Source organism: Mycetocola lacteus, assembly GCF_003667575.1.
Taxonomy (GTDB): Bacteria; Actinomycetota; Actinomycetes; order Actinomycetales; family Microbacteriaceae; genus Mycetocola; species Mycetocola lacteus.
On record NZ_RCUY01000009.1, the window covers coordinates 258,566 to 283,478 of the forward strand.

Annotated in this window: 21 protein-coding genes; 6 read left to right on the forward strand and 15 right to left on the reverse strand. The window is 65.7% G+C overall.

The window, feature by feature from the left end; translation table 11 throughout:
* The first annotated feature begins 153 nt into the window (after nucleotides 1-153).
* A complete protein-coding gene (locus tag D9V34_RS10360; protein WP_121688744.1) occupies nucleotides 154-771 on the forward strand; it encodes a DUF4870 domain-containing protein in 618 nt (205 codons plus the stop codon).
* Between the two features lie 55 nt (nucleotides 772-826).
* On the opposite strand, the gene D9V34_RS10365 is transcribed toward D9V34_RS10360, so the two are convergent.
* Genes D9V34_RS10365 through D9V34_RS10390 form a run of 6 tightly spaced genes read right to left on the reverse strand, consistent with a single transcriptional unit; the run spans nucleotide 827 to nucleotide 6,740 of the window.
* Nucleotides 827-1,795 carry an LLM class flavin-dependent oxidoreductase gene (locus D9V34_RS10365; RefSeq protein ID WP_121688745.1) on the reverse strand — a complete coding sequence of 323 codons (969 nt, stop codon included), beginning with the start codon at nucleotides 1,793-1,795 and terminating at the stop codon, nucleotides 827-829.
* Nucleotides 1,792-2,838, reverse strand: a complete 1,047-nt coding sequence (gene add, locus D9V34_RS10370) for an adenosine deaminase (RefSeq protein ID WP_121688746.1) — start codon at nucleotides 2,836-2,838, stop codon at nucleotides 1,792-1,794. Before add ends, D9V34_RS10365 begins: the two co-directional genes overlap by 4 nt.
* Nucleotides 2,835-3,629 carry an amino acid ABC transporter ATP-binding protein gene (locus D9V34_RS10375; RefSeq protein WP_121688747.1) on the reverse strand — a complete coding sequence of 265 codons (795 nt, stop codon included), beginning with the start codon at nucleotides 3,627-3,629 and terminating at the stop codon, nucleotides 2,835-2,837. Before D9V34_RS10375 ends, add begins: the two co-directional genes overlap by 4 nt.
* Nucleotides 3,626-4,558 carry an amino acid ABC transporter permease gene (locus D9V34_RS10380; protein WP_220700579.1) on the reverse strand — a complete coding sequence of 311 codons (933 nt, stop codon included), beginning with the start codon at nucleotides 4,556-4,558 and terminating at the stop codon, nucleotides 3,626-3,628. Before D9V34_RS10380 ends, D9V34_RS10375 begins: the two co-directional genes overlap by 4 nt.
* The gene (locus tag D9V34_RS10385; protein ID WP_121688748.1) at nucleotides 4,555-5,844 is read right to left on the reverse strand and encodes an LLM class flavin-dependent oxidoreductase; all 1,290 of its coding nucleotides are present in this window, start codon (nucleotides 5,842-5,844) and stop codon (nucleotides 4,555-4,557) included. The genes D9V34_RS10380 and D9V34_RS10385 overlap by 4 nt, the downstream gene beginning before the upstream one ends.
* A gap of 2 nt (nucleotides 5,845-5,846) precedes the next feature.
* Nucleotides 5,847-6,740 carry an ABC transporter substrate-binding protein gene (locus tag D9V34_RS10390; protein WP_183091944.1) on the reverse strand — a complete coding sequence of 298 codons (894 nt, stop codon included), beginning with the start codon at nucleotides 6,738-6,740 and terminating at the stop codon, nucleotides 5,847-5,849.
* Nucleotides 6,741-6,929: 189 nt separating this feature from the next.
* Between D9V34_RS10390 and D9V34_RS10395 the strand changes: the two genes are divergently transcribed.
* The gene (locus D9V34_RS10395; RefSeq protein ID WP_121688750.1) at nucleotides 6,930-8,105 is read left to right on the forward strand and encodes an LLM class flavin-dependent oxidoreductase; all 1,176 of its coding nucleotides are present in this window, start codon (nucleotides 6,930-6,932) and stop codon (nucleotides 8,103-8,105) included.
* Nucleotides 8,106-8,439: 334 nt separating this feature from the next.
* Here D9V34_RS10395 and hemW read toward each other — a convergent pair whose 3' ends face one another.
* The 3 genes from hemW to lepA form a co-directional block, all read right to left on the reverse strand.
* A complete protein-coding gene (gene hemW, locus D9V34_RS10400) occupies nucleotides 8,440-9,660 on the reverse strand; it encodes a radical SAM family heme chaperone HemW (protein ID WP_121688751.1) in 1,221 nt (406 codons plus the stop codon).
* Nucleotides 9,660-10,313, reverse strand: a complete 654-nt coding sequence (locus D9V34_RS10405) for a DUF1990 domain-containing protein (RefSeq protein WP_030143691.1) — start codon at nucleotides 10,311-10,313, stop codon at nucleotides 9,660-9,662. The genes hemW and D9V34_RS10405 overlap by 1 nt, the downstream gene beginning before the upstream one ends.
* 123 nt (nucleotides 10,314-10,436) lie before the next feature.
* The gene (gene lepA, locus D9V34_RS10410; protein WP_121688752.1) at nucleotides 10,437-12,293 is read right to left on the reverse strand and encodes a translation elongation factor 4; all 1,857 of its coding nucleotides are present in this window, start codon (nucleotides 12,291-12,293) and stop codon (nucleotides 10,437-10,439) included.
* Nucleotides 12,294-12,581: 288 nt separating this feature from the next.
* On the opposite strand from lepA, the gene rpsT reads away from it, so the two are divergent.
* Nucleotides 12,582-12,851, forward strand: a complete 270-nt coding sequence (gene rpsT / locus D9V34_RS10415) for a 30S ribosomal protein S20 (protein WP_030143693.1) — start codon at nucleotides 12,582-12,584, stop codon at nucleotides 12,849-12,851.
* A gap of 74 nt (nucleotides 12,852-12,925) precedes the next feature.
* On the opposite strand, the gene holA is transcribed toward rpsT, so the two are convergent.
* Complete coding sequence (gene holA / locus D9V34_RS10420) at nucleotides 12,926-13,981, reverse strand: DNA polymerase III subunit delta (RefSeq protein WP_121688971.1); 1,056 nt, start codon at nucleotides 13,979-13,981, stop codon at nucleotides 12,926-12,928.
* Nucleotides 13,982-14,299: 318 nt separating this feature from the next.
* Between holA and D9V34_RS10425 the strand changes: the two genes are divergently transcribed.
* Nucleotides 14,300-15,553 carry a thioester domain-containing protein gene (locus tag D9V34_RS10425; RefSeq protein WP_121688753.1) on the forward strand — a complete coding sequence of 418 codons (1,254 nt, stop codon included), beginning with the start codon at nucleotides 14,300-14,302 and terminating at the stop codon, nucleotides 15,551-15,553.
* A 13-nt stretch (nucleotides 15,554-15,566) separates the two neighbouring features.
* On the opposite strand, the gene D9V34_RS10430 is transcribed toward D9V34_RS10425, so the two are convergent.
* Nucleotides 15,567-16,154, reverse strand: coding sequence for a TetR/AcrR family transcriptional regulator (locus tag D9V34_RS10430; RefSeq protein WP_183091945.1), 588 nt, complete (start codon nucleotides 16,152-16,154; stop codon nucleotides 15,567-15,569).
* A 205-nt stretch (nucleotides 16,155-16,359) separates the two neighbouring features.
* Between D9V34_RS10430 and D9V34_RS10435 the strand changes: the two genes are divergently transcribed.
* Complete coding sequence (locus tag D9V34_RS10435) at nucleotides 16,360-16,779, forward strand: RidA family protein (protein WP_183091946.1); 420 nt, start codon at nucleotides 16,360-16,362, stop codon at nucleotides 16,777-16,779.
* On the opposite strand, the gene D9V34_RS10440 is transcribed toward D9V34_RS10435, so the two are convergent.
* The 3 genes from D9V34_RS10440 to D9V34_RS10455 all read right to left on the reverse strand — a co-directional run bounded on the left by D9V34_RS10440 (nucleotide 16,780) and on the right by D9V34_RS10455 (nucleotide 21,414).
* Nucleotides 16,780-18,987: a ComEC/Rec2 family competence protein gene (locus D9V34_RS10440; protein WP_183091947.1), complete on the reverse strand. Its 2,208-nt coding sequence runs from the start codon at nucleotides 18,985-18,987 to the stop codon at nucleotides 16,780-16,782.
* A 248-nt stretch (nucleotides 18,988-19,235) separates the two neighbouring features.
* Entirely contained in the window at nucleotides 19,236-20,249 is a 1,014-nt protein-coding gene (locus tag D9V34_RS10445; protein WP_121688755.1) for a ComEA family DNA-binding protein, read from the reverse strand.
* Nucleotides 20,250-20,565: 316 nt separating this feature from the next.
* Nucleotides 20,566-21,414 carry a helix-turn-helix transcriptional regulator gene (locus D9V34_RS10455; protein WP_121688973.1) on the reverse strand — a complete coding sequence of 283 codons (849 nt, stop codon included), beginning with the start codon at nucleotides 21,412-21,414 and terminating at the stop codon, nucleotides 20,566-20,568.
* Nucleotides 21,415-21,514: 100 nt separating this feature from the next.
* Between D9V34_RS10455 and D9V34_RS10460 the strand changes: the two genes are divergently transcribed.
* A complete protein-coding gene (locus tag D9V34_RS10460; RefSeq protein ID WP_121688757.1) occupies nucleotides 21,515-22,279 on the forward strand; it encodes an SDR family oxidoreductase in 765 nt (254 codons plus the stop codon).
* A gap of 87 nt (nucleotides 22,280-22,366) precedes the next feature.
* On the opposite strand, the gene leuS is transcribed toward D9V34_RS10460, so the two are convergent.
* Nucleotides 22,367-24,877, reverse strand: coding sequence for a leucine--tRNA ligase (gene leuS / locus D9V34_RS10465; RefSeq protein WP_245991997.1), 2,511 nt, complete (start codon nucleotides 24,875-24,877; stop codon nucleotides 22,367-22,369).
* Nucleotides 24,878-24,913: the final 36 nt, after the last annotated feature.

A 24,913-nucleotide genomic window follows, 5' to 3' on the forward strand; every position in this document is an offset into this window, starting at 1 on the left:
CCACTGAGTGCTAATTCTAGCTCGCTCTGCTGCCCGGTTCCAATCTCTGACACTCGGTCCGGGTGCTTTTCGACCGCCGATACGCCAGATTTTGGTGATAGACGGTAATAAGACGTATCCAATTCACCGTGCGCCGGTTATCCTAAATCCACTATGAGCGATCACACGCAGTCGAACCCCGAACCCTCGGACGCCAACCAGCCCGGTGGCGCGGTACCGCCGCTGCCCCCCACTCCGCCGCAGGGCGGGCAGGCCACGCCGCCGCCCGGATACCCGCAGCAGGGTGCGCCGCAGACTCCCCCGCCCGGTTATCCGCAGCCCGGAAATGCCCAGCAGGGTTACCCGCAGCAGGGTCAGCCCCAGCCCGGCTATGGGCAGCAGCCCTACGGCCAGCAGCCCGGGTACACCCCGCCCGCCGGTTCGACCCCGCTCACCCCCGAGAACGACCGTCTCTGGGGCTCGCTGTCACACTTCGCCGGCATCTTCGGCCCGATCGTCGTGCTGATCGTGTGGCTGATCTTCCGCGACCGCGGCCCGTTTGTGAATCAGGAGGGCAAGGAGGCGCTGAACTTCCAGATCAGCGCCTGGCTCCTGGGCATCGCCCTCGGCATCGTGGGTGGGATCACCAGCTTTATCGGCATCGGTGTCATCCTGCTGCTTCTGATGTGGCCGGTGGGCGTAGCCGCCTTCGTGTTTGCGATCATCGGCGGCGTCAAGACCAGCAGCGGCGCCCCCTATCGCTATCCGCTCACCTACCGCTTCATCAAGTAGCGCACACAAAACCGGCCACCCTGGGGTGGCCGGTTTTGTGTATGAGTGGTCTTTGTTATTGTGCAGACGCAAATCGACTGGGGCGTCGCGGTAGTCCGAGTCGCCCGGCGAGGGTGGTCCTCTCGACGTCGCCCGCCCAAACCGGCTTGAGCCCGCCGGCCAGCAGTGCGCGCAGCCCGGCGGTATCGGTCCGGATCTCCACACCGGCGATCCCGGGGGTTGCCCGCCAGGCGTCGATCCGCGCGGCGAGACCGGGGGCATCCTCGCCGGCGAGCACCACGATCAACCGGGTGGCGGCGCCCGTGGGATACTCGGCAAGGATTGCCTCCGTATCCAACTCATCGACCAGGATCACATCGGGCGCCGTGGTTTCGGAGGGTCCACTCCACAGTTCGCGCGCGGCTGCCTTGCTCTCGGCGCGGGCGAATACCGGAGGCTGTCCCTGCGGCGGACGCGGGGTGATCAGTGGCCCCCTGACCCGAAAATAACGACCCTCATGCGCGATCGAATGAACCCGGGAGCTGTCGACGTACTGACCCGTCGCCACATCCCGCACCGTCGCATCATCCTCCCAGGAATCCCAGAGCTGTCGCAGCACGTGCGTAAATTCGGCGGCCTGGGCACGCAGACCCGGCTCATCAAGATCGCTCGCCGCGGGAACCAGCAGGTCGGCCGCCGCGATCCTTTCCGCCTGCACCAAAACACCCGCACGACCCTCACTGACAAAGTCGAGAGTCGCCACCTGTTTGGCCGCGTGGAAGGGCTCCACATAGTGCGCGGCCACGCCGGGAACCAGCGCAATCCGGGAGGTGCGACGCGCGAGATAGGCGAGAGTCTCCCCCGCGGTGGCGCGCGGGACGCCGTCGCCGGGCCCCAGGAGCGCATCGTCCAGGCCGATGTAATCGACTCCCGCAGATTCGGCCGCGCGGATTAGCTCCGCCAGGTCGGCACTCCCCGATCCATCCGCGGCTACTCCGATCGGATCGTCTCTCAGCTGCACCCCGACCACAAACGCCTCGGTCATCGCACACCGCCCGACAGGGTGATCGACTCGGTCGTTTCGGTGGCGACCGCCGGTGCATCACCCCAGGTTTCGGCACCGATCTGGCGCAGTCGTTCGGTCACCTCGGGGCCGCCCACCTGCCCGAGCACGCCCGCATAGTAGAGTCCGCGGGCGCTCGCGCCGGCCGCCAGGGCGATCTCGTGCTCGCGCCCCAGGTCGGTACCAAACATTGCGGGGTCATCGGTATTCACGGTGACCGGCAGCCCCGCGGCAACCAGCGCGCCAATCGGGTGATCCTCCAGGCGATCGATCACGCGGGTGCGCAGGTTGGAGGTGGGGCAGACATCCAGCACGATGCCGCGCTCGATCAGCTCGGTCACCAGGGCCGGATCCTCGATCGCTCGGAATCCGTGCCGAATCCGATCAGCACCCAGCAGGTCGATGGCCTCGCGCACCGACTGGGCACCGTCGTCCTCACCCGCATGCGGGACCGAGGACAGGCCGCCGTCGCGGGCGATCTGGAACATCCGGGTGAACTTCGAGGTGGGGGCCGCACGCTCGCGGCCCCCCAGCCCGATCCCCACGATGCCACGGTCGCGGTAGCGAACGGCGTCGCGGACGATCCGCTCGCTGAGTTCGGCGGGACGATTGCGGTCCACATCCGGGGTTAGCCGCACGATTACGCCGGTCTCCTCAAACGCCTCCTGAATGCCGTCGGTGAAGCCGGTGAACAGCTCGTCGGGATCGATGCCGCGCACGTAGTACTGCCCCGGAGAGAAGATGCCCTCCAGATACACGGCACCGAAGCTCGCCGCCTCACGCGCGTAATCCACCACCACCCGGCGGTAGTCATCCGGATTGAACAACACGTCGGTGGTCACATTCCACACATCGATGAAGTGGTTGAAATCGGTGAAGTTGTAGAAGCTCTCAAGCTCCTCGAGGCTCGCCACCGGCAGCGTCACCCCGTTTTTCCGGGCCAGCTCAAACAGGGTGTGCGGCCGGACGGCACCCTCCAGGTGCACGTGGAGTTCAATTTTGGGGGCCTGGGTGGGGGAAGTCATCCGATTGTTTCCTTGGGAGTGGGAACGGCGCTTGGCGCGCGTTCGGGGTGAATCATGCTGGCCACAAACTGCCTCGTTCGCGGATGCTCGGGATGGTCAAGGATCTGAGCGGGGGTGCCCTGCTCCACGATCTCACCCGCGCTGAGGAACACGATCCGGTCGGCAATGGTGCGAGCAAACTGCAGCTCATGCGTGGCGAGAATCAGGGTCAGGCCGAGGTCGCGCAGCTCGCGAATCAGGGCGAGCACCTCCCCGACGGTTTCGGGATCCAGCGCCGAGGTGACCTCATCCAGCAGGATCACCTCCGGTTCGGTGGCCAGCGCGCGCAGGATCGCCACCCGCTGTTGCTGCCCGCCGGAGAGTCGGTCGGGATACTCGTCGGCCTTCTCGGCGAGGCCAAACCGGGTCAGCAGCGCCCGGGCCTTGGCATCGGCGTCGGCCTTGGACAGACCGCCGAGCTTGCGCGGGGCGAGGGTGATGTTCTGGAGCACGGTCAGGTGCGGGAACAGGTTGAACTGCTGGAAGACCATGCCCACCCGGCGGCGTACGCGGTCGCGTCCGCCACGTCCGGCCTCCCCGGTCACGGGTTCACCGTGCACCAGGATCTCACCGGCGAGGCTGTCCTCCAAGAGGTTGATCGTGCGCAGGAGCGTGGACTTGCCACACCCGCTGGGGCCGATCAGCGCGATCACCTCGTGCGGTGCGACCTCAAGCGAGACGTTTTTCAGGGTCAGATTCTCCCCATACGCCTGGGAGAGGTTGCGGATACTGACCGCCGCGACCCCACTCATACCGCTCCTCCCATGCCGCGGCGCAGCTGGGCACGGCGCAGCAGGTGATCGGTCAGCCGGGTGAGCGGAATCGTGATGCTCACAAACAGCACCGCCGCCACCAGGTAGGAGGTGAAGTTAAACGTGGTGGCCGAGTACGCCTGGGCGGCGCGCGAGGCCTCCATCGGCCCGATCACCGAGATCAGCGCTGTCTCCTTTTGCAGGGCGATGAATCCACTCATCAGCGGCGGCACCACGCGGCGCACGGCCTGCGGCAGCACGATGTACCACAGCGTGCGGCCGTGCCCGAAGCCCAGGGCCCGGGCGGCGGCGCGCTGGCTGGGGTGGATCGACTCGATGCCCGCCCGATAGGTTTCGGCCGTATAGGCGGCCGAGGTGAGCACACAGCCCACCGCTCCCCAGAACAGCGGCGAGGAGCTCAGCCCCTCGATCCGCAGTGCGGGAATCCCCATCCCGAGCATCAGGATGACCAGGATCGCCGGTAGCCCACGGAACAGGTCGATGTAGCCGATCGCGAAGGCCCGCAGTGGGAAAAACACCGGCGAGGACAGGTTTCGCAGCAGCGCCAGCCCGAGGCCCACCAGCAGCACGATGGGTTCGAGGATGATGAAGAGGGTCACGTTCAGCAGGAATCCGTCCCACACCTTGGGGAAGGACAGCACAAAGTGTTCGGGGCTGAGGAACGCCGCCTGGAACGATTCCCAGCCGGCCGAGGAGGACAGCCCAAATCCGAGGACCGCCAGCAGGGCCAGCGTGCTGACCGTGGCGATCAGCGCGGAGCGGCGCACATCCGCACGCCTCCACCACACCGGGCGCACCAGCAGCGCCTGCAGCTCGGCGTCGCTGAGTTTCGGCGGGCCGGGGCGGCCCACCGGCGGTGCCTGATCCACCTGATTCGTCTGGGCAGCAACCCGATCGTCGATACTCACGCGTCTCCCCTCTCGGCGAGGTGATCATGGATCGTGCTCCCCGCATATTCGGTGCGATAGACACCCAGTTCCTGCAGCTCGGGAATGACCCGGTCCACAAAGGCATCCAGTCCGCTGGGCACCACCGAGGGGTTGACCACAAAGCCATCGGCGGCCCCGGTCTGCACCCAGTGGTTGATCTGATCGGCGACGCTCTTGGGCGTGCCCACAAAGTCGCGGCGGGCGCGCACCTCTCCGAGTAGCGCGCGCGTGGAGAGCCCGCGCTCGCGCTGCAGGGTGCGCCAGGACTCCACCAGGACGCGGGCGTCGCGTTCTCCGCCAACCTGTCCACGGGTGAAACGGTCGGCGTGCTCCCAATCGGGATCCTGCGTGGGCAGCGGACCGTCCACGTCGAAGTCGGTGAGGTCGATCCCCCACACCTCCTCCAGGAGGAACACGGCGACCTTCGGGGTGACCTCCTGCAGTCGCCATTCGGCGGCGATCTCGCGCGCCTCCTGCTCGGTATCCCCCAGCACAAACGAGGTGGACGGGAGGATGATCAGCTCATCCGCCCGACCGGCGGCCCGGCGACGCACCCGCAGGTCCGCGCAGAACTCCCGGGATGCCTCGATGCTGCGCCTTCCGGCAAAGATCACGTTGGCGTGGGCGGCGGCCAGGTCGCGACCCTCGGGGGAACCGCCGGCCTGCACGATCGCCGGTCCGGGACCGGGCAGCGCGGCGAGCCCGGCCGCGGCCTCGGCACCGGACCAGATACGGGCTGTCTCGGCCAGGAACCCTTCGGCCTGGCGGTAGCGGTCGGCGTGAGCAACCATGCGTCCGGGACGGAAGTTGGTGGAGGCCCCCACGCCGAAGCTGGTGTGCGAGGTCACCACGTTCCAGCCCGCGCGGCCGCCGGAGAGGCGGTGCAGCGTGGCCAGACGGGTGGCCACGTCGGTGGGGTCGGAGAACGTGGTGCCGATCGTGGCGACCAGTCCGATCCGCTCGGTTTCGGCGGCGAGGCCGGCGAGCACGGTGAGCGAGTCGGGCTTATCAAGGATCGCGTGCTCCACCACGCGCCCCCGGTGCTCCTGGAGCCAGTTGGCCTCGGCGAGGAACACAAAGTCGAACAGGCCGCGCTCGGCGCTGCGGGCAAACCGGGCAAAATCGGCAAACTCGATCTGACTGCCCGCCTCGGGATGTCCCCAGAGGGTGTGGTGGTGGTCATTGGGGTAAAACGCACCGAGGTGCACCCGGCGCAGGTTCGCGCCCGGTGCACTCTCGGGTTGGGGATTGTGTGGTGAAGCCATTGTTACTGGGTGTACTCCTGAACCTGCTCGGGCAGCGGCAGCCACTCCTTCTCCAGCTTGTCGATGGTGCCGTCGTCACGCAGCTCAGCCAGGGCCTCATCCACGTAGGGCACCAGCGGGCTGTTCAGATCAAACACGAAGCCCATGCCCTTGCTCACACCGTTGTCCTTGAGCAGGCCGGCGATCTTGAGGTCCTTGAACTGGTTGAGCACCACGTTCTGGCCGATCTGTAGGTCCACCACGATCGCATCCACCTGGCCGTTTTCCAGGGCCTGGGTGCTCAGCGCCACGGTGTCAAAGGACAGCACGTCCTGGGGCTTGATGGTCTGGGTGATGTAGCTGTCCTGGGTGGTTCCGGCCACGGTTCCGAAGCGGTACTTGGCGAGGTCGGCCACGCTCTTCGCCTCGAGTGCCGGGGAGTTATCCTTGGTGATCACGACGCTGCGCGACACATAGTAGGGGTCGCTGAATGAGACGGCCTTGGCACGCTCGTCGGTAATCGAGACCTCCTGGGTGTAGAGGTCAAAGTTCTTGGGTCCCGGGGTGAACGAGGCTGCAAACGCGGTGTAGCCCCACTTGACCTGGTCCTTGGTGAAGCCGAGCTTGTCGGCCACCGCATAGGTCAGCGCACTCTCAAAACCCTTGCCGTTCTCGGGCTTGTTGTCGATGAACCAGGGCGACCACACCGGGTCGTCCACATGGACGGTCAGCTCGCCGTCCTTCACCAGCTTGAGCTTGGCCGGGTCACCCAGGGTGACCTTCTCCGCGGACGCCGAGGATGACGGCGAAGCCGCGGGCGTGGCTGAGGACGAACACGCGCTCAGCGTCAGGGCGGCCAGGGCGGCCATCCCGATCAGCGCCAGGGTGCTGCGGCGACGAATACGTGAGTGGGTCATGCGTGCTCCTTCGATGAATCCCCACGACATACGCCAGCCGGGATGGGACTGCCTCCAGGGAGGAAGGGGGGATGGCATCACTTTAGGAATCTCCTCGAAGTTTCCAACATCGGTGACGCTATGTCACGCAACATTGCGCACTGTGACGCGGGGGTATTGCGGGCGCGCCGGGCTTGGGAGGATAGCGGGATGACGTCTTTCCCCACCGCAATTCCCCTCTCCGTTCTTGACCTGGTTCTCATCACCGAGGGCGGCGACGCCGCGAGTGCATTTGCCGAGACGATCGCGCTGGCCCAGGCCGTCGAGGAGGCCGGCTATCGGCGCTACTGGGTGGCCGAGCACCACCTGTTTCCCGGGGGTGCCGGAGCTGCCTCGGTCCTGTTGACCCCGACCATCGCCCGGGCGACCTCGACCATTCGGGTGGGCACCGCGGTCATCATCGTGGACCACCACACGCCGCTTCAGGTGGCCGAGGTCGCGGGTACCGTGGCCACACTCACCGGACGCGGGTTCGACCTGGGCATCGGCCGGGGTGGCCCGAGCGCCGAGCAGCGCGAGCGCGGGCGGCAGACCAACGCGGCCCTGGAGGCCGGGACCACCCGTCCCGGCCCGATCGGCGAACACCGCGAGGTGGAAGGCGTGGTGATCCCGTCCTGGGTGGTCACCCCGTTCAACGATGCGCGCGCGGGCCTCAACGACCGCCTGCTCAACCGCTTTCCCGGCAACCCCACCGACTTTGGGGCGCAGGTGGAGGACATCCTCGGCTTCCTGCGCGGCACCTTCACCGCTCCCGGTGAGGTTCCCGCGGACGTGCACATCACCGCGTCCCCCGCCGAGGGCGCTGACGTGGAGGTCTGGGTGCACGGCAGCTCGGCCGGCGTCTCGGCCGAGGTGGCCGGGGCAAACGGCCTGCGGTTTGGGGCGAACTATCACGCGCTCCCGCAGAACATCCTGGAAACGGTCCAGGCGTACCGGGACGCGTTTGTGCCCTCCGCCGAGCTGGATTCCCCGTACATCGCGGTCTCGGTGGACGTGCTGGTCGCCGACACCGACGAGGAGGCACAGCGCCTGGCCAAGCCATTCGAACGCTGGCTCTACTCGATCCGCACCGACTACGTGGCCGGCCCCTATCTGAGCCCCGAAACCGACGCCGCGAACCCGCTCACCCCCGAGCAGGCGCTGCTGGTCTCCGACCGGGTCGCCACGCGCATTGTCGGCTCCCCCGAAACCGTGGTTGCCCGACTACGTGCACTTCAGATCGCGACCGGCGCGGATGAGTTTGTCATCACCACCCAGGCCCACTCCCGCGCCGTGCGCGAGCAGTCCTACCGGCTGCTCGCCGAGGCGTGGGGCACGGGGCAGTAGCACGGAGTCCGGACTGTCCCGGGGGGTCCGGCGTGTCCGGGGGCGCCACACGTTATCCAAGCGCTATTTCACTCGTTCCGAGGCTGTCCGCGCTGCACACACGGGTTGATCATGCGGAGGGCTCGTTTTGACACGTAAATTACGTGTCAAAACGCGGGTCCATTTAAAACACGGGCCGGGCAAAACTCTCGGCCACATCTAGTCAGCGACACCAAGTCAGCGACACCTAGCCAGCCTCGAACCGGTAGCCAATCCAGCAACCCAAACCAACGCCCCGAGCCGGCGCCCCGAGTCAGCGTCCGAACCCGCTATACAAACTCGTTGCGCTAACCCTCTATCCCACCAGCGCGCGCACCACGGCGTCCGCCAGCAGGCGGCCGCGCAGGGTGAGCTGCAGGCGTCCGCGGAGGGCGGCGGGGCCCTCGATCAGGCCGTCGGCGATCAGGCGCGGGATTTCGTGGCGCGCGTCGGCGTCAAGTCCGGAAATCGCGATGCCCTCGGCGGTGCGGGATTCCAGCAGGATCCGCTCCATCTCGCGGGTTTCATCGTCCAGCACCTCGCGCCCAAGACCCGGGGAGATTCCCTCTGCCATGCGCTGAGCGTAGGCAGCGGGATGCTTGACGTTCCACCAGCGCACCCCGCCAACGTGGCTGTGCGCGCCGGGGCCGATGCCCCACCAGTCGGCACCGCGCCAATAGGCGAGGTTGTGCCGCGAGCGGGTTTCCGGGGAGACCGACCAGTTGGACACCTCGTACCAGGAGAATCCGGCGGCCGAGAGCGCCTGATCGGCGTACTCGTACATGTCCGCCTGCAGATCCTCGTCGGGTTCGGGCAGCTCGCCGCTGCGGATCTGGCGGTGCATCTTGGTGCCTGGCTCGACGATCAGCGAGTAGGCGGAGATGTGATCCGGTCCATAGCTGAGGGCAGCATCCACGCTGCGCTGCCACTGTTCCAGGGTCTCCCCCGGCGAACCGTAAATCAGGTCCACGCTCACCTGCAGGCCGACCCTCTTGGCCCACTCAACCACGAGCGGCACGCGCTCGGGGGTGTGGCTGCGATCCAGGGTCGCCAGGGTTTCCGGCACGGCCGACTGCATCCCGAAGGACACCCGGGTGAATCCGGCATCCTTGAGGGTCTGCAGGTAGACCTCATCCACCGAGTCCGGGTTGGCCTCGGTGGTGATTTCGGCGTTCGGGGTGAATCCGTGGGTGTCACGGACCGCGTGCAGCATGCGGGCCAGATCATCCGCGGGCAGCAGGGTCGGGGTTCCGCCCCCAAAAAAGACCGTGTCAACCGGGCGCACCGCAACCTGGGCGGCGTCGAGTACCCGCTTGGACAGCGCCACCTCGGCGATGGCCTCATCGGCGTAGTCCACCTGCTTGGCACCGCGCAGCTCGGTGGAGGTGTAGGTGTTGAAGTCACAGTATCCGCAGCGAACCCGGCAGAACGGGACGTGCAGGTAGAAGCTGAAGGGACGATCCTCACTGCCGATGCGCGCGGAGGCAGGCAGAGAGCCGTCGGTGGGGGCGGGATCTCCGAGGGGTAGTGCTCCCATTAGGTGGTGGGGCTCGCCCACGTCGGGGAAAGCGCACGCATATACGCGGTGGCAATCGCCGTCATCCGGGCACGACCCAGCGGCGGGAAGGCACGGTACTTGGCACCGATCGGGCGCATGAACGAGCGCACGGTGAACCACACCGAGTCATCGTCCCGCAGCTCCACCATGAACGACTCCTCGCCGCTCATCTGAGCGGTAGAAACCGTTCCATAGGCGAACGCGGTCGAGTTCTGGTTCTCCACCAGGTACACCACCCGGATCTTGGATTCCAGGTTGTAGCGGCCAATCTTGCCACGCAGCTTGGCGGTGGTTCCCGCATCCAGGAATGCGCTGCCATCGGGGGCGAAGCGCTGCTCGCTGTGACGGCGGTTGGGGGCAACGGCGTTACCCTCATCATCAAACTGAATTCCGGTGTACTCGTTTCCGCTGCCCGGACGCACATCGTGCACGTCGATCCCGGCATCACGCTGCACACCCCAGCTCAGCAGCGTCGATGCTGCGGCCTCGTAGCGTTCGCGTCCACTGCCCAGACGGATGCTGTCCTCGGCGGGCACATAGCCCTGCGGCGGGTACTGCATCAGGTCGGCAGCCTGGGTGGCCCCGACTGCGGCATAGTCAACGGGCTGGTCTTCGAAATTACTGCGGCGCATCCCCTACTTCTTTTCTGTCTGCTTCGTTCCGCGATCAATTCTTCGGCCACCTGGCGGCCTGATTGGGGCACGCCCCGAGGGCGAGCACGGTTAAGTCTAACCCGAGCTCGCCGCTACGGGGAGTTACTTCTTGCCCTTACCGGATTCCACGTCACCGGACAGCGCGGCGATGAAGGCCTCCTGGGGCACCTCCACACGACCGACCATCTTCATGCGCTTCTTACCTTCCTTCTGCTTCTCCAGCAGCTTGCGCTTACGGCTAATGTCACCGCCGTAGCATTTGGCAAGAACGTCCTTACGGATCGCACGAATGGACTCGCGGGCGATGATGCGGGCACCAATTGCCGCCTGAATCGGCACCTCGAACTGCTGGCGCGGGATCAGCTTGGACAGGCGCTCGGTCATCAGCACGCCGTAGGAGTAAGCGTTGTCGCGGTGCACGATCGCGCTGAAGGCGTCCACGGCCTCACCCTGCAGCAGGATGTCAACCTTCACCAGGTCGGCCTCCTGCTCACCCGAGGGCTCGTAGTCCAGTGACGCATAGCCCTGGGTGCGGCTCTTCAGGTGGTCGAAGAAGTCGAACACGATCTCGGCCAGCGGCATGTTGTAGCGCAGCTCGACGCGATCCTCACCGAGGTAGTCCATACCCAGCAGCGCGCCACGGCGGCTCTGGCACAGCTCCATGATGGTGCCCACGTAGTCCTTGGGGGCCAGGATCGCCACACGCACCATCGGCTCGGATACGGCGTGGATCTTGCCGGTCGGGAACTCGCTGGGGTTGGTCACCGTGACGGTCTTGCGATCCTCGGTGGTCACCTCGTAGATCACGCTGGGCGCGGTCGCGATGAGGTTCAGACCAAACTCGCGCTCCAGGCGCTCGGTGATGATCTCCAGGTGCAGCAGACCCAGGAAGCCACAGCGGAATCCGAAGCCCAGGGCCACCGAGGTTTCCGGCTCGTAGTTCAGTGCCGCATCGGACAGCTTGAGCTTGTCCAGGGCCTCACGCAGGATCGGGTAGTCCGAGCCGTCGATCGGGTACAGACCCGAGAACACCATCGGCTTGGGGTCGGTGTAACCGGGCAGAGCCTCGGTTGCAGGCTTCTGCGCGTGGGTGACGGTGTCGCCCACCTTGGACAGGCGCACATCCTTCACACCGGTGATCAGGTAGCCCACCTCACCGACGCTCAGTCCCTTGGACGGAACGGGCTCGGGCGAGGACACACCGATTTCCAGCAGGTCATGGGTAGTGCCGGTGGACATCATCTGCAGGCGCTCGCGCGGCTTCAGCGTGCCATCCACCATTCGGACGTAGGTGACCACGCCGCGGTAGGCGTCGTATACGGAGTCGAAGATCATCGCGCGCGGTTCGGCGTCCACGTTGCCCACCGGGGCGGGGATGTCGCGGATCACACGGTCAAGCAGCGCCTCGACACCCATGCCGGTCTTACCGGACACACGCAGCACGTCCTCGGGCTTGCCACCGATCAGGTTGGCGAGCTCAAGCGCGTACTTATCCGGGTCTGCCGCGGGCAGGTCGATCTTGTTCAGCACCGGAATGATGGTGAGGTCGTTTTCCATCGCCAGGTAGAGGTTGGCGAGGGTCTGTGCCTCGATACCCTGGGCGGCATCCACCAGCAGGATTGCACCCTCACAGGCGGCCAGCGAACGGGAAACCTCATAGGAGAAGTCGACGTGACCGGGGGTGTCGATCATGTTCAGTGCATAGGACTGACCACCCTCATCCGACCAGGGCATCCGCACGGCCTGGCTCTTGATGGTGATACCGCGCTCACGCTCGATGTCCATCCGGTCCAGGTACTGGGCGCGCATGTCACGGTTGGCAACGATGCCGGTGATGCCGAGCATGCGGTCTGCAAGCGTCGACTTACCGTGGTCGATGTGCGCGATGATGCAGAAATTACGGATGAACTCCGACGGGGTACTCGCCGGCTCTAGGGCCTTTACAGCTTGGGGGCTCACGCGTTCCTCTGGTTGTTAATGGTCACAAATAAAATCAGGTGCCGGAAAACCGGGCATGGACACACGTGTCCTTCTCGCCATTCTCCCATGAAAGGAGCGGCCGGGGCGAATGCGCACCGCCGAAGGGTGGGGACACGACGCGCCAGCTCGCGATGGTTGGGCGAGAGTGACGGGAACTGATAGACTCGGGTCTTGACTTGCGTGCGGAGTATCCACACGAAACAGTCGGACGGCGCCCTCTCTCGCTAACCGACACTCCCATTCGGAACAAACGAAAGACTAACTAAAGTGGCAAACATTAAGTCGCAGATCAAGCGCATCGGTACCAACAAGAAGGCTCAGGAGCGCAACAAGGCCGTCAAGAGCGAGCTGCGCACCGTCGTCCGTCACACCCGCGAGGCCGTCGTCGCCGGCGACAAGGACCGCGCCGTATCGGCCCTGCGTACCGCTTCGAAGAAGCTGGACAAGGCCGTGAGCAAGGGCGTTCTGCACAAGAACCAGGCTGCGAACCGCAAGTCGGCTCTGGCCAAGCAGGTTGACGCACTGCTCGCTAAGTAATTCTGCTTTCTAAAAATCCCCGCCCTCTTCGGAGGGCGGGGATTTTTGCTGTGCGGGCCTAGTTGCGGTGCGGGCTAGCGACGAACGAGCGTGCGTCCGCGGCTGGCGATGGCCGAGACCATGCGCTCCAGGGCGAACTGCGGATCTCCCGGCGCCCCCTTGACGATCGCATCGGTGTCGGCGATCAGGCGGATGCACGCCCCGAGGCCCGCATCATTCCAGCCGCGCAGATCCCGCTTGGCCCGATCAATCTGCCAGGGTGCCAGCCCGAAGGCGCGCGCCATCTGGGCACCGGGAACCCGGTTGGAACTCACCTTGGCCATTGTGCGCATCTTCATCGCAAAGGCCGCGACCATCGGAACAGGATCGGTACCCGAGTGAATCGCCTGACGCAGCGCGATCAAAGCCTCGCCGGCACGGCCGGCAATCGCCAGATCCGCCACCGCGAACGCGGTGACCTCGGCGCGGCCACCATAGTACTGGGCGACCGTCTGCTCGGTGATATCTCCGGTGGTATCGGCCATCAGCTGGGTACACGCGGCCACCAGTTCGGCCAGGTCTCCGGAAAACGCGGACACCAGTGCGCGGACCGCATCGGGACGTGCGCGACGACCGGCCGTCGCAAACTCTGCGGCGGCAAAATCAATCTTTTCCGAGTCTTTCTTGAGCTCGGTACAGACCACCTCAATCGCGGTGCCCTTGGCGGCGCGGATCGCATCCAACAGGCGCTTCCCACGCACTCCCCCGGCATGCCGAAGCACGACGGTCGCCCCCTCGGGCGGGTTGGCCAGGTAGTCGATGGCCTCGGTGAGGAAAATATCGGAGCACTTCTCGACCGCATCAATACGAACAAACCGCGGCTCCCCAAACAGTGAGGGACTTGCCACGGTCGCCAGCTCGCTGGCCACGTAGGTGTCGGCGGTAAGTTCACTGAGCTCAAGGCTCGGGTCCTCGGCACGCAGCAGATCGCGCAGGATCCGAATCGACCGGTCGGCGAGGAACCCCTCGGTCCCGCTCACCAGCACCACGGAGGCCGGCCGAATCTGGTTCCACGCGAGCTGCGGGATCGCCACCTTCACGCTTGCCTTTGCCGTCGTTGTGCCGCGAGCTGCCGCCACCGTGTCCTCCATTTCACGATCGGGACCCGAGGTCGCCAATCATCTGGATCCAGCCTACCGGCTCCCTCGGACCTTGGTTGCGGACAGGCCGTCTCGCCTCGGCCGGGGCCGACACGCAGGCGCGTCGAGGTTGGACTTTCCTCACGATTCGCCACGCAATCCCGTCGCCACACACAGGCCACATCGGCATTCGGGAACGATCAACAAAAGTTCCCCTCCGTTGGGTGACATAACGCTCGTATTTATCAGTATTATTTCCCTGTCCTCACTCTTCGCGCGCGGCCGATCGCACCCGACAGCGCGCACGCTTTCTCCCCGAAAGGCGAATCCATGACATCCCACCCACCACGCACCTCCCGCCGGCTGGCGAGCTGGATCGGCGCGGCCGCGCTCACCCTGGGCGGCATCCTGACACCCGCCGCGGCCCTGGCGGCCGAGCCAGCATCCGGCGCGGCATCGGTCTCCGCCGGAGACACCGTTCACATCGGACCTCGGCAGGGATACGCCGGCACCGGAATCTTCCCCGTCTGGTACCACGGCGCCGGGGTAGGCGAACCCGATGGCTGGGCATACTGCCTGGAACACAACATCAGCGCGCGCACAAACGTGGATGGCCGTGTCGACTCCCTTGATGACTACCTCGGTAGCAACGCCTTCACCGGCAAGGAGGTCAAGGACCGAGTGCTCTGGGTCCTCGCGCACAGCTATCCCGCGGTCGACCTCGAGCAGCTGGCCAGTGCTGCCGGAATCTCCGGGCTTGCCGTGAACGACGCGATCGAGGCCACACAGTACGCGATCTGGCGCTACACGGATGTGGGCTACGACGCGAACTGGCCCTGGGAAACCCCGAACTCCGAGGCCGTGTACTGGTACCTGGTCCACGGTGCCAACGCCGCGCCCTCCCCCGCACCGTTCCCAACCCAGGCGACCGCCTCTATTGCCTCCCCGACCTCACAGCAGAACGCCGGAAGCCTGGCCGGACCCTTCACCGTGAGCACCAATCAGGAATCGGTGAGCATCTCCGCCCCGGACGTGCGACTCACCGACGCACAGGGCAACCCGATCAACGCGACCGCGGTGCGTGATGGCCAGTCCATCTATCTGGATCTGCGCGATCTCACCTCCGCCGGTTCGGCCACGCTGACGGCAACCGCCTCGGCGGCCGGACCCACCGGAAATGTCATCTCCGTTGCGGCTTCGGGCAGCACCTCGCCCACGGCCACCGAGCACGCGCAGACCATCGTGCTTGTGCAGGCGCACACGGCCACCGTGCAGACGCAGTCCGCGGTTAACTGGGCCGGGGTTCGGGCAACCGAGCCCACCCCGGGAAACTCGACCCCCACCCCGGGTAGCACCCCCGGACCAAGCAATACCACCGGCCCCGGCACCACCGCGTCACCGACCGCACCGGCTTCAGGCTCGGCTTCGGCTTCGGCTTCGGCTTCGGCCCACGCGACTGCCGACGGTGCACGTCTCGCCTCCACCGGTGAATCCTTCCCGGCGCTGGCCGCAGGAATCGCGGGCATCCTGCTCATCCTGGGTTACGGTTCGCTGCGTCTTCGACGCTCGCGCCGCGACGCCTAGGGATCTCAATCCGCTACCGGGCCTCGGTTCCCCCGTGGGAATCGGGGCCCGTTTGCGCATCCATCGTCCGGGCGGGCAGCGCCGCAAGCAGCACATCCAGCCCTGCGCGCATAATGGACTCGGGCTCCACCGGATCCATCGCCCTCAGCCGGGCATATTCCGGCGCATGGGCAAATTCCACGCCGAGATCTCGTTCACTCCGGGCCATTGCCGCGGTGGTCGCCGAGCCGATCACATAGTTTGCGAGAATGTATGCGGTTCCCAGCGGATCGCGCGCACCCGCCTCGCTCAACAGCACCACCATGCGATCACTGACCCGCACGTAGTGCGGCCCACGCGGGGCCCGCATCGCGATCACTCGTACGGCCCAGGCGTGGTGGACGAGGTGCCGATAGTAGGCGAGCATGAGCTCTCCCAGCGAACCGGAAATCACCGCCTCCCCCATCACCGGATCACGCTGCATCGCATAATCCAGCGCAAGATCGTAGAGGTCATCCACCGACTCAACCCGCGAGTACAGACTCGCCGCCGCGACACCCAGCACCCCGGCCACCGAGCGAATACTCAGCGCCTGCACCCCGCCCTCGTCCAGGAGCCGCATGCTCGCGAGCGCTACGTCTTCAATGTGGACGGAGCGGGCACGCAGAACAGGCTTTGGATGATCCCAATAACTCACGGTGTCCACTATAGGTCACCAAAGAGCCTAAACGAACACTGTATGCTTAAGTGGTTTTGGGGCTCGGAGACGTTCGGGATGCCGAACTGTTCTCCCGAAGCCTGACCCGCACGACAATTCGAAGGAATCCATGACTTCAGCGATTACCCTGATTCGTTCCGCCGCCCTTTCTGACGCGGCCCAGTATGCCTATGCGGCTACCGCCCCCGCGGGGTCGCGTCTGATTTTCCTAGCCGGGTCCTGCCCGCTCAATGCCGACGGAAGCACCGCTGGCGTTGGCGACTATGCTGCCCAGGCGTCGTCCTGCATCGACAACATGAAGGCGGCACTGGCAGCTGCCGGGGCCGGTATCACCGATGTGATCAGCACCCGGGTCCTCGTCGCCTCACACAACCAGACTGACCTGGTGACCGCGTGGAACGTGGTGCGGGATGCCTTTGGCGATCACGATGTTCCCAGCACCCTGCTGGGTGTCACCGTTCTCGGCTATGACGATCAGCTTGTTGAGATCGAGGCGATCGCCGCGGTACGGGATGAGACTGTGCACTAGTCACCTCTCGGTTCTCACCTCCAGCCCGCGTCCGGTTCGGACAATAAATACGGTTCCGCTCTGATCGGTGCGCAGAATTCGCACACCCAGGGCGCTCAGGAAACTGAGCGTCTGGGTGCGCGGATGCCCATATGTGTTCGCTGCACCCACCGAGATGACCCCGATTCTTGGGTGCAGTGCTCGATAGAGCTCGGGATCCTGATCGGCGCTGCCGTGATGGGCAACCTTGACAACATCGGTCGAGCGGGCGTAGCTGGTTTTCGCGAGAGCGGGAATCAGGAGCGACTGGGTTTCGGCGCCGAGATCGGCGAGGAAGAGTGCCCGGGTCCCTTCCCCCTCAAATCCCCACACCACGGCGGACCCGTTGGCGCTCAGGCCGCTAGTGACCGACGGCGGCCAGAAGACTCTCCAGCTCAGCCCTCCGAGCGCTCCCGTATCGCCATCTCGCGCCAGCCTTGCGCTGGACGGTAACTGCGCACGTACCCGTTTATCCTGTTCGGTGCGCGGTGTGGCGATCAATGCGGCATCGATGCGATCGCCGAGCGCGGCGATACCTCCGCTGTGGTCCGCGTCATAGTGTGTCAGGACAAAGAGGTTTATGCGGTCGATACCCAGCCGGTCAAGGCACTGCGTCAGCGCGGCTGGGTCCCGACCCGAATCGACCAGCGCAACCCTCCCTCGCGAGCGCACAAGAATTGCATCGCCCTGCCCGACGTCACACGCGGCGATGATCCAGCCTGTGGGCGTGCCTGCACGGGCGAGCACGGCTGGGATCACCGCCGAACCAGTCAGCAGCGACCCGGTCACCAAAATCGCAACTCCCCAGCGAATACGGTGGGCGCGGTGGAGAACATATCCGAGCAGAACCAGCGTGAGCGCAAGCAGACCAAGTGCCCCGACCGGCCCAGGCAGCCAGGGCACGAGACCTCCGGGCACTGCGGCACAGACCCGCGCGACCGCGATAATCCAGGCGGTCGGGAGCCAGGCGAACCACACGGCTACCAGCCCCAATGGAGGCCAGATGGCATGTGCAATACACACGATCAGGCCCATGAGTGTGGCCAGGGGCGCGGCGGGTTCGGCGAGCAGGTTCGCGGGAATCGCGGTCAGCGAAATCTCCGGTCGAAGCAGGATCAGGATGGGGCCGCAGGCAAGCTGCGCGGCGGCGGGAATTGCCAGGGCGTAGGACAGCCACGTGGGAAGCCAGCGGCTGAGCGCCACGGCTAAGGGGGTGCTGAGCATAATCAGGCCCGCGGTGGCAGCCACCGACAGGATGAAACCAAAATCTGTCGCGAGGCCGGGTTCCAGCAGGAGCAGCACGATCACCGCGATGTTGAGCAGCGGAACGCCCGCGCCGGGTCGACCGTGCAGCAGAAACCCCAGAACCACCGCAGCCATGACCGCGGCGCGCAGCACACTGGGATCCGGACCAACAAGCAGAACGAAGCCGCCGAGGCCGATCGCCCCCGCCACAATACGGATCCTCCGGCCGGCACCCATCAGTGCGGCCAACCCCGCACACACGGCGATCACAACCGCACAGTTGGCCCCGGAAACCGCGACCAGGTGGGTCAGCCCGGTATCGCGCATGGCCTGATCGAGATCGACGGGCAGCGTTCGTGTCTCCCCGATCGCCAGGCCCGGCAGCAGCGTCCCCGCGCTTCCGGGGAGAACCGACGCCGCCTGGACGAGCCCCTCCCGCAGCCCATCCACCGCACGCTGAATCATCTGGGCGGGTCCGCCTGGTCCGGGGGTTCCAACTCGAGGAAGTGCGCGTACCGATACCCAGGCAACCTCCGCGGTCCCGGGTGCGCTTTCTCGTACGCTGCCGTCCACGTCGACCGTGTCACCGATTCGGAGCGCGTCCAGGCGCGCGCCTACCAGCAACACCGCAACATCGCTGGGTGCACCCCGCACACTCACGGTCCGCGCGGCGAGAATCATGCGTTCGCTGCCGTCCAGGGCCGCGACAATCGGGCGTGCCCGCTCGGTAGCGCGTACGCGCATCGACACGGTGGGTGCACGCGCGGGGGCTGCCCGATATCCCAGCAGGGGCGGTTCCGCCTCGTCGAGCGAAGGCGCGGCCTGGATGATACTCAGGAGCGGATCCGCCTCGACTCGGGCACGCGCCAGCGCGATGTTCGTTGTGCCCACCGCAGCGACAAGTGTCAGTGCCACCACCACGGCCGCGCGCACAAGCGCACGCACCTCGGAACCCCGCGAGTCTCGATATCGTCGCCGATACGCCAGAATGCTTGCGCCGCTCAGTGGAATTCCAATCGCCAGGATGATCCCCGTCGTGAGAAAGAGAATGTGTGAACCGAGCCTCGGCAAGCCCAGGGATAAGCCCCACACGACGAGTGCAACCGGGACGAGCCGATAGGGGCCGGGTATTCGCCCCGGATCGGTCAGTTGCCACGCTCCTTTTCCAACGCGGCACAGCACCTCGGTCACCGTCATGGCGTGACCTTCCCACGGAGCGCCACAATCATTTTTGGGCCAATGCCGGAGACACGAGCCAGATCGTCGACGCTTCGGAACGGACCGTTGGATGTCCTCCACTCGATAATTCGAGCGGCCAGGGCCGGCCCAATGCGCGGTAGAGAATCAAGCTGCTCGGCGGTCGCCTGGCTCAACGAGATCGGGCCCGATGCGGGAGCGGTATCACCGCTTCCCGCGACTCCGCTCGCACCACCCGAAGCCGGCACCACGGTTTCCCCCTGTGCGGGCACACGGATCTGCTCCCCGTCAACCACCCTGCGGGCCAGATTGATCTGGGCAATATCCGCGCTCGGTAGCGCACCGCCCGCCGCCGTGATCGCCGCGTCCACACGCGCAGTTCCGGTCAGGGTGTAGAGACCGGCGGAAGCCACGGCACCCACCACGTGCACGGTCACGGGTGCGGAGTCGGTTGCGGGCCCCGGACGAGCAGAGGAGGTATCGCCCGTGGCGGGTGAGGATCCATCCGTGCGGGGCGAACCGTCCGAAGCGGCGTCTGCGCTGTCTGAACCCGAGTCGATACTCGATGACGTATCGGCCGCCCGCTCGGAGTTCCTCGCGGAGACTGCCGCGGGCGATGACCCCGTGGCCGCCGTGGAAACCGCCGCATCGGGGTCAAGTAGGCGAATCAGAACGATACCGATCACCAGGGCGACAACCACCCCGGCCACCGCGAAGCCACGCCCGCGTACCCCCAGTCGTCTCCACCGCGCTACAAACCCACGCACCCGGCTCGAAGACACACCCGGCGTCGCGCCGATGGGCGGTCGTTCAGGCTCACCGGTGTCGACCTCCGCGGGTGGTGTAAGGACCTCGACTGTTCCGGGCACCGGCGGCTTGAAAACTCGATCCGGTGGGCGAGCATGGCGCGGTGGGCCGACACGGATGGTGCCGGGGTCTGCGGGCCACGGGACGTCTTCCCGGGGAGAACGGTGCGCGGGATGCGGGATGAATGCGGTGTGTGAGGTCATGGTTCGAGGCTAGGGTGGGCACGTCGCCGTGGAGGGTGATGGACCTCAGCCTGGGGATAACCCGGGGCAGAATTGTCACTGTGGAGGAGGGCCACCGCGAACCGGCCGGGGACACGCCGCCGGAGACTCCGGGCACATGCGTTAGCGTGAGAGAGACGATACTTGCCGCCGAGGGTATACATGACTCCCCCGCGACGAAGCCCGAGAGCGCTGGCCTGAGGGCGATGTACCCGAGGCCGAAACCCTCGCGGAGGTGGATCTGCGCGTGCGAGACTTCCTCACTCAGGTTGCCGAACAGTACGCCGGATAGCTGACGTTATGACCCGGACCCGAAGCGCTCAATACCCACCACGCTGAGCATCTGGAGCTTGCTCTCGGCCTCGCTTCGCGGTGCGGCCGAGAGCACCAGCAGGGCCTGGGTTTGATCTTCGGTGAAAAGCGTCTGACAGTCCACTTCGATCTCACCAAGCTCGGGATGGATCAGCGTTTTATGATCGGCGAATCGCCGCTGGACACGCTGTTCGGCCCACAGCGTGACAAACTCGGGGCTCACACGCTCGAGCTCTCGCACCAGATCGGCGGCGCGCGAATGCTGCCCCATTAGGCCCAGCGCGGCCCGAAGCGACGCCACCTGGGCGCGCCCCTGACGATCCCGATCCGACTCGGGATAGAGCGTGCGTGCGCTCTCGGGATGGGCAAACCAGCGATAAACCTCGCTGCGTTCCCACCCGATGAGATGGCTGGTCTCCCCGTATAGCGCGGCCGCGGGCGCATTCTGAACCAAGATTTCCCCGAGCAGGGAGACGATCAGCGCGGGTGTGTCCGAAAGCCGGTCCAGGACCCGCAACAGCGCGGGTGCCACATACTCACCGGTGGCCGAGCGGTCGGGAGCGGCCAAACCCGCTATCCGGTACAGATAGTCACGTTCATCCGGGGATAGCCTGAGTGCTCGTGCAAGCGCAGACAGGATCTGCGCACTCGGCTGCGTGCTGCGACCCTGCTCCAAACGCGTGTAATAGTCGGTGGACATCTGGGCGAGCTGCGCGACCTCCTCGCGGCGTAATCCGGGGGCGCGCCGTCTCGGGCCCGCGTGCAAGCCGACGTCAGCGGGTTTGAGATCGCCGCGGTGGCGGGAGAGAAACTGGCTGAGAGCGTCGCGATCCATGTGACCAGTATCCTCCGTTTCCACCGGGTAAACCAGGGACTCTCCCTCCCCCGATAACCGCTCTCTGGTACGCGTCGCTGAGCGGATCAATACTCGAAACATGAACATTTCAGGAAACACGATCTTCGTTCCCGGCGCGACCAGCGGCATCGGTCTGGCGTTGGCTCTCGCACTGCAGAACGCCGGAAACACGGTCATCATCGGCGGACGACGCACCGAGCTGCTCGACCAAATCGCCGCCACTCACCCGGGCATTCACACGGTGCACATCGACACCACAAGCGTGGCCAGCATCCAGCAGGCCGCCACCGCCGTGATCGACGCCCACCCCGAACTCAACGTGCTGATCGCGATGGCCGGAATCATGCGTGTCGAAGATTGGACCCGACCGAGCGGGTTCCTTGACTCCGCCGAAGAGATCGTCGTCACCAACCTGCTCGGGCCGATCCGCCTGATCGGCGCGTTTGTGGAACACCTCCAGAGTCGACCGGATGCCACCATCATGACGGTGAGTTCGGGCCTCGCCTTCACCCCGCTCATGGCAACGCCGACCTATAACGCGACCAAGGCGGCAATCCATATGCTGACCGAGTCGCTGCGCCTCCAGTTCGCCGAAACCTCGGTACGCATGCTGGAACTGGTGCCGCCGTCGGTGGCCACCGATCTCCTGCCCGGCCAGCGCGAGAGCGCATTCGCGATGCCGCTGGATGAGTTCATTACCGAGACGGTGGCGCTGATCCACGAGAACCCGGATGCCGAGGAGATCCTGGTGGAACGGGTGAAATTCCTCCGGTTTGGGGAGGCGCGCGGGGACTATAAGCAGACCGTCGCCGCGGTCAACAGCCTGGACCCGCACGGCAAGTAGCGCCGGTCACGCACCGCTCACGCATCAGACACAGACACAAAACGGGGCGGTTTCCCTTCGGAAACCGCCCCGTTCTGTGTGTGTGTACTACGCCTTGATCGCGATGTTGACGAGCTTGGGCTCGCGCACGATGACCTTGACAATCTGACCCTCACCGATCGCACGCTTCACACCCTCGGAGGCCAGGGCGATGGCCTCGAGGTCGGCGGCAGAGATGTCGGGGGCCACGTCCACGCGGTCGCGGACCTTACCGTTGACCTGGAAGACCGCGGTCACCGAGTCGGCCACGAGCAGGCTCGGGTCGGCGTCCTTCCAGCGCACCAGCGCAACCGGGGCGGGGAAGCCCAGGTTGGCCCACATGTCCTCGGCCGCGAACGGCGCGAAGATGTTCAGGGCGGTGGCCAGAACCTCGGCGGCCTCGCGGACGGCGGGGTCACCGGCACCGGGGCCCGAGTCGATCGCGCGACGGGTCACGTTGGTGAGCTCCATTAGGCGGGCGACCACCACGTTGAACTTATACGACTCGATCAGCGCGGGGGCATCGGCCAGGAAGCGGTGGGTTTCACGGCGCAGGGCACGGTCACCGTCGTCGGCGATGCTGCCGGACGGGGTGGTCACATCCTTCGAGATCCGCCAGGCGCGAGCGAGGAACTTGGCGGCACCGGCCGGGGACACATCCGCCCAGTCGATGTCGTCCTCGGGCGGGCTGGCGAAGGCCATGGTCACACGCAGGGCATCGGCACCATAGGCATCCAGCTCGCCGGCGAACTCCACCAGGTTACCCTTGGACTTGCTCATCTTGGAGCCATCCATGAGCACCATGCCCTGGTTCAGCAGCGCGGTGAAGGGCTCCACGAAGTCGACATAGCCGAGGTCGTGCAGCACCTTGGTAATAAAGCGCGCGTACAGCAGGTGCAGGATCGCGTGCTCGACGCCACCCACGTAGTGGTCAACCGGTGCCCACTTCTTCGCCTCGTTGACGTCGAAGGCTACCTCGTCCGAGTTGGCGGACAGGAAGCGCAGGAAGTACCAGGAGGAGTCCACGAAGGTGTCCATGGTGTCCGAGTCGCGCTTGGCAGGCTTGCCACAGGTCGGGCAGGGCACGTTCACCCAGTCCTCGGCGGCACCCAGCGGGCTGGCACCCTTGGCCTGCAGGTCCAGGCCCGCGCTCTCGGGCAGACGCACCGGCAGCTCGGCAGCGGGAACCGGAACCTCGCCACAGTCACCACAGTGGATGATCGGGATCGGGGTACCCCAGTAGCGCTGACGCGAGATCAGCCAGTCGCGCAGACGGTAGTTCTTGGAGGCGTGACCGAGGCCACGCTCCTCTAGGTCGGCGATGATCGCGGGGATCGACTCGGCCTTGGTCAGGCCGTCGAACTTGCCCGAGTTGATCATCTTGCCGGCGCCGGGCAGTGCGATGCCACTCTCGGCCGGGTCGACCACGGCGTCCGCGCCCTCAACCGGCTCGGTGTCCACCACGATGCGGATCGGCAGGTCGAAGGCCTTGGCGAAGTCCAGGTCACGCTGGTCGTGTGCGGGCACGGCCATGATCGCGCCGTGGCCGTAGTCGGCCAGCACGTAGTCGGAGATCCAGATCGGCAGCTTCTCGCCGTTGACCGGGTTGATCGCATATCGGCCGGAGAACAGACCGGTCTTCTCGCGGTCGGTGGCCTGACGCTCGATGTCGTTGGCCTTCTTGACCTCTTCCAGGTAGTCCTGGAACTTCATCCGGGTCTCGGCGTCGGCCTCGACCACCAGCTCGGCGGCCAGGTCGGCATCCGCGGCAACAACCATGAAGGTCGCACCAAACAGGGTGTCCGGACGCGTGGTGTAGACGGTGATCGGTTCGCGACGGCCCTCGATCTCGAAGGTCACATCGGCACCGTTGGAGCGGCCGACCCAGTTGCGCTGCATGCTCAGCACCTTGGACTGCCAGCCCTCCTCCAGGAGGCTCAGGTCGTCCACCAGGCGGTCCGCATAGTCGGTGATCTTGAAGTACCACTGGTTCAGCTTCTTCTTGGTCACCAGTGCGCCACAGCGCTCACAGCGACCGTCCACCACCTGCTCGTTGGCGAGCACGGTCTGGTCGTTGGGGCACCAGTTGACCGGGCTGTCCTTGCGGTAGGCCAGGCCCTTATTGAACATCTCCAGGAACAGCCACTGGTTCCAGCGGTAGTACTCGGGGTCGCTGGTGTGGATTTCGCGGCTCCAGTCGAAGGAGGTCGCGTAGCGGCGGAACGAGGTCTTCTGCTGCTCGATGTTCTGGTAGGTCCACTCGCGCGGGTCGATGCCACGCTTGATGGCCGCGTTTTCAGCGGGCAGACCGAAGGAGTCCCAACCGATCGGGTGCAGCACCGAGTAGCCCTGTCCACGCCAGTAGCGGGCCAGGACGTCACCGAGGGCGAACGCTTCGGCGTGACCCATGTGCAGGTCTCCGGAGGGGTACGGGAACATGTCCAGCACGTACTTGCGCGGTGCATCATCGGGTACATCGGCCGTATTGAACGGCGCAAGCTTGTCCCAGATCCCCAGCCAGCGGTCCTGGATGGCGGAGAAGTCGTACTTCTCTTCGATGTTGGGCTCGTTGGTGCTCACAAAACTCTCATTCTCAAGCGAAATCGGGCGGTCGCG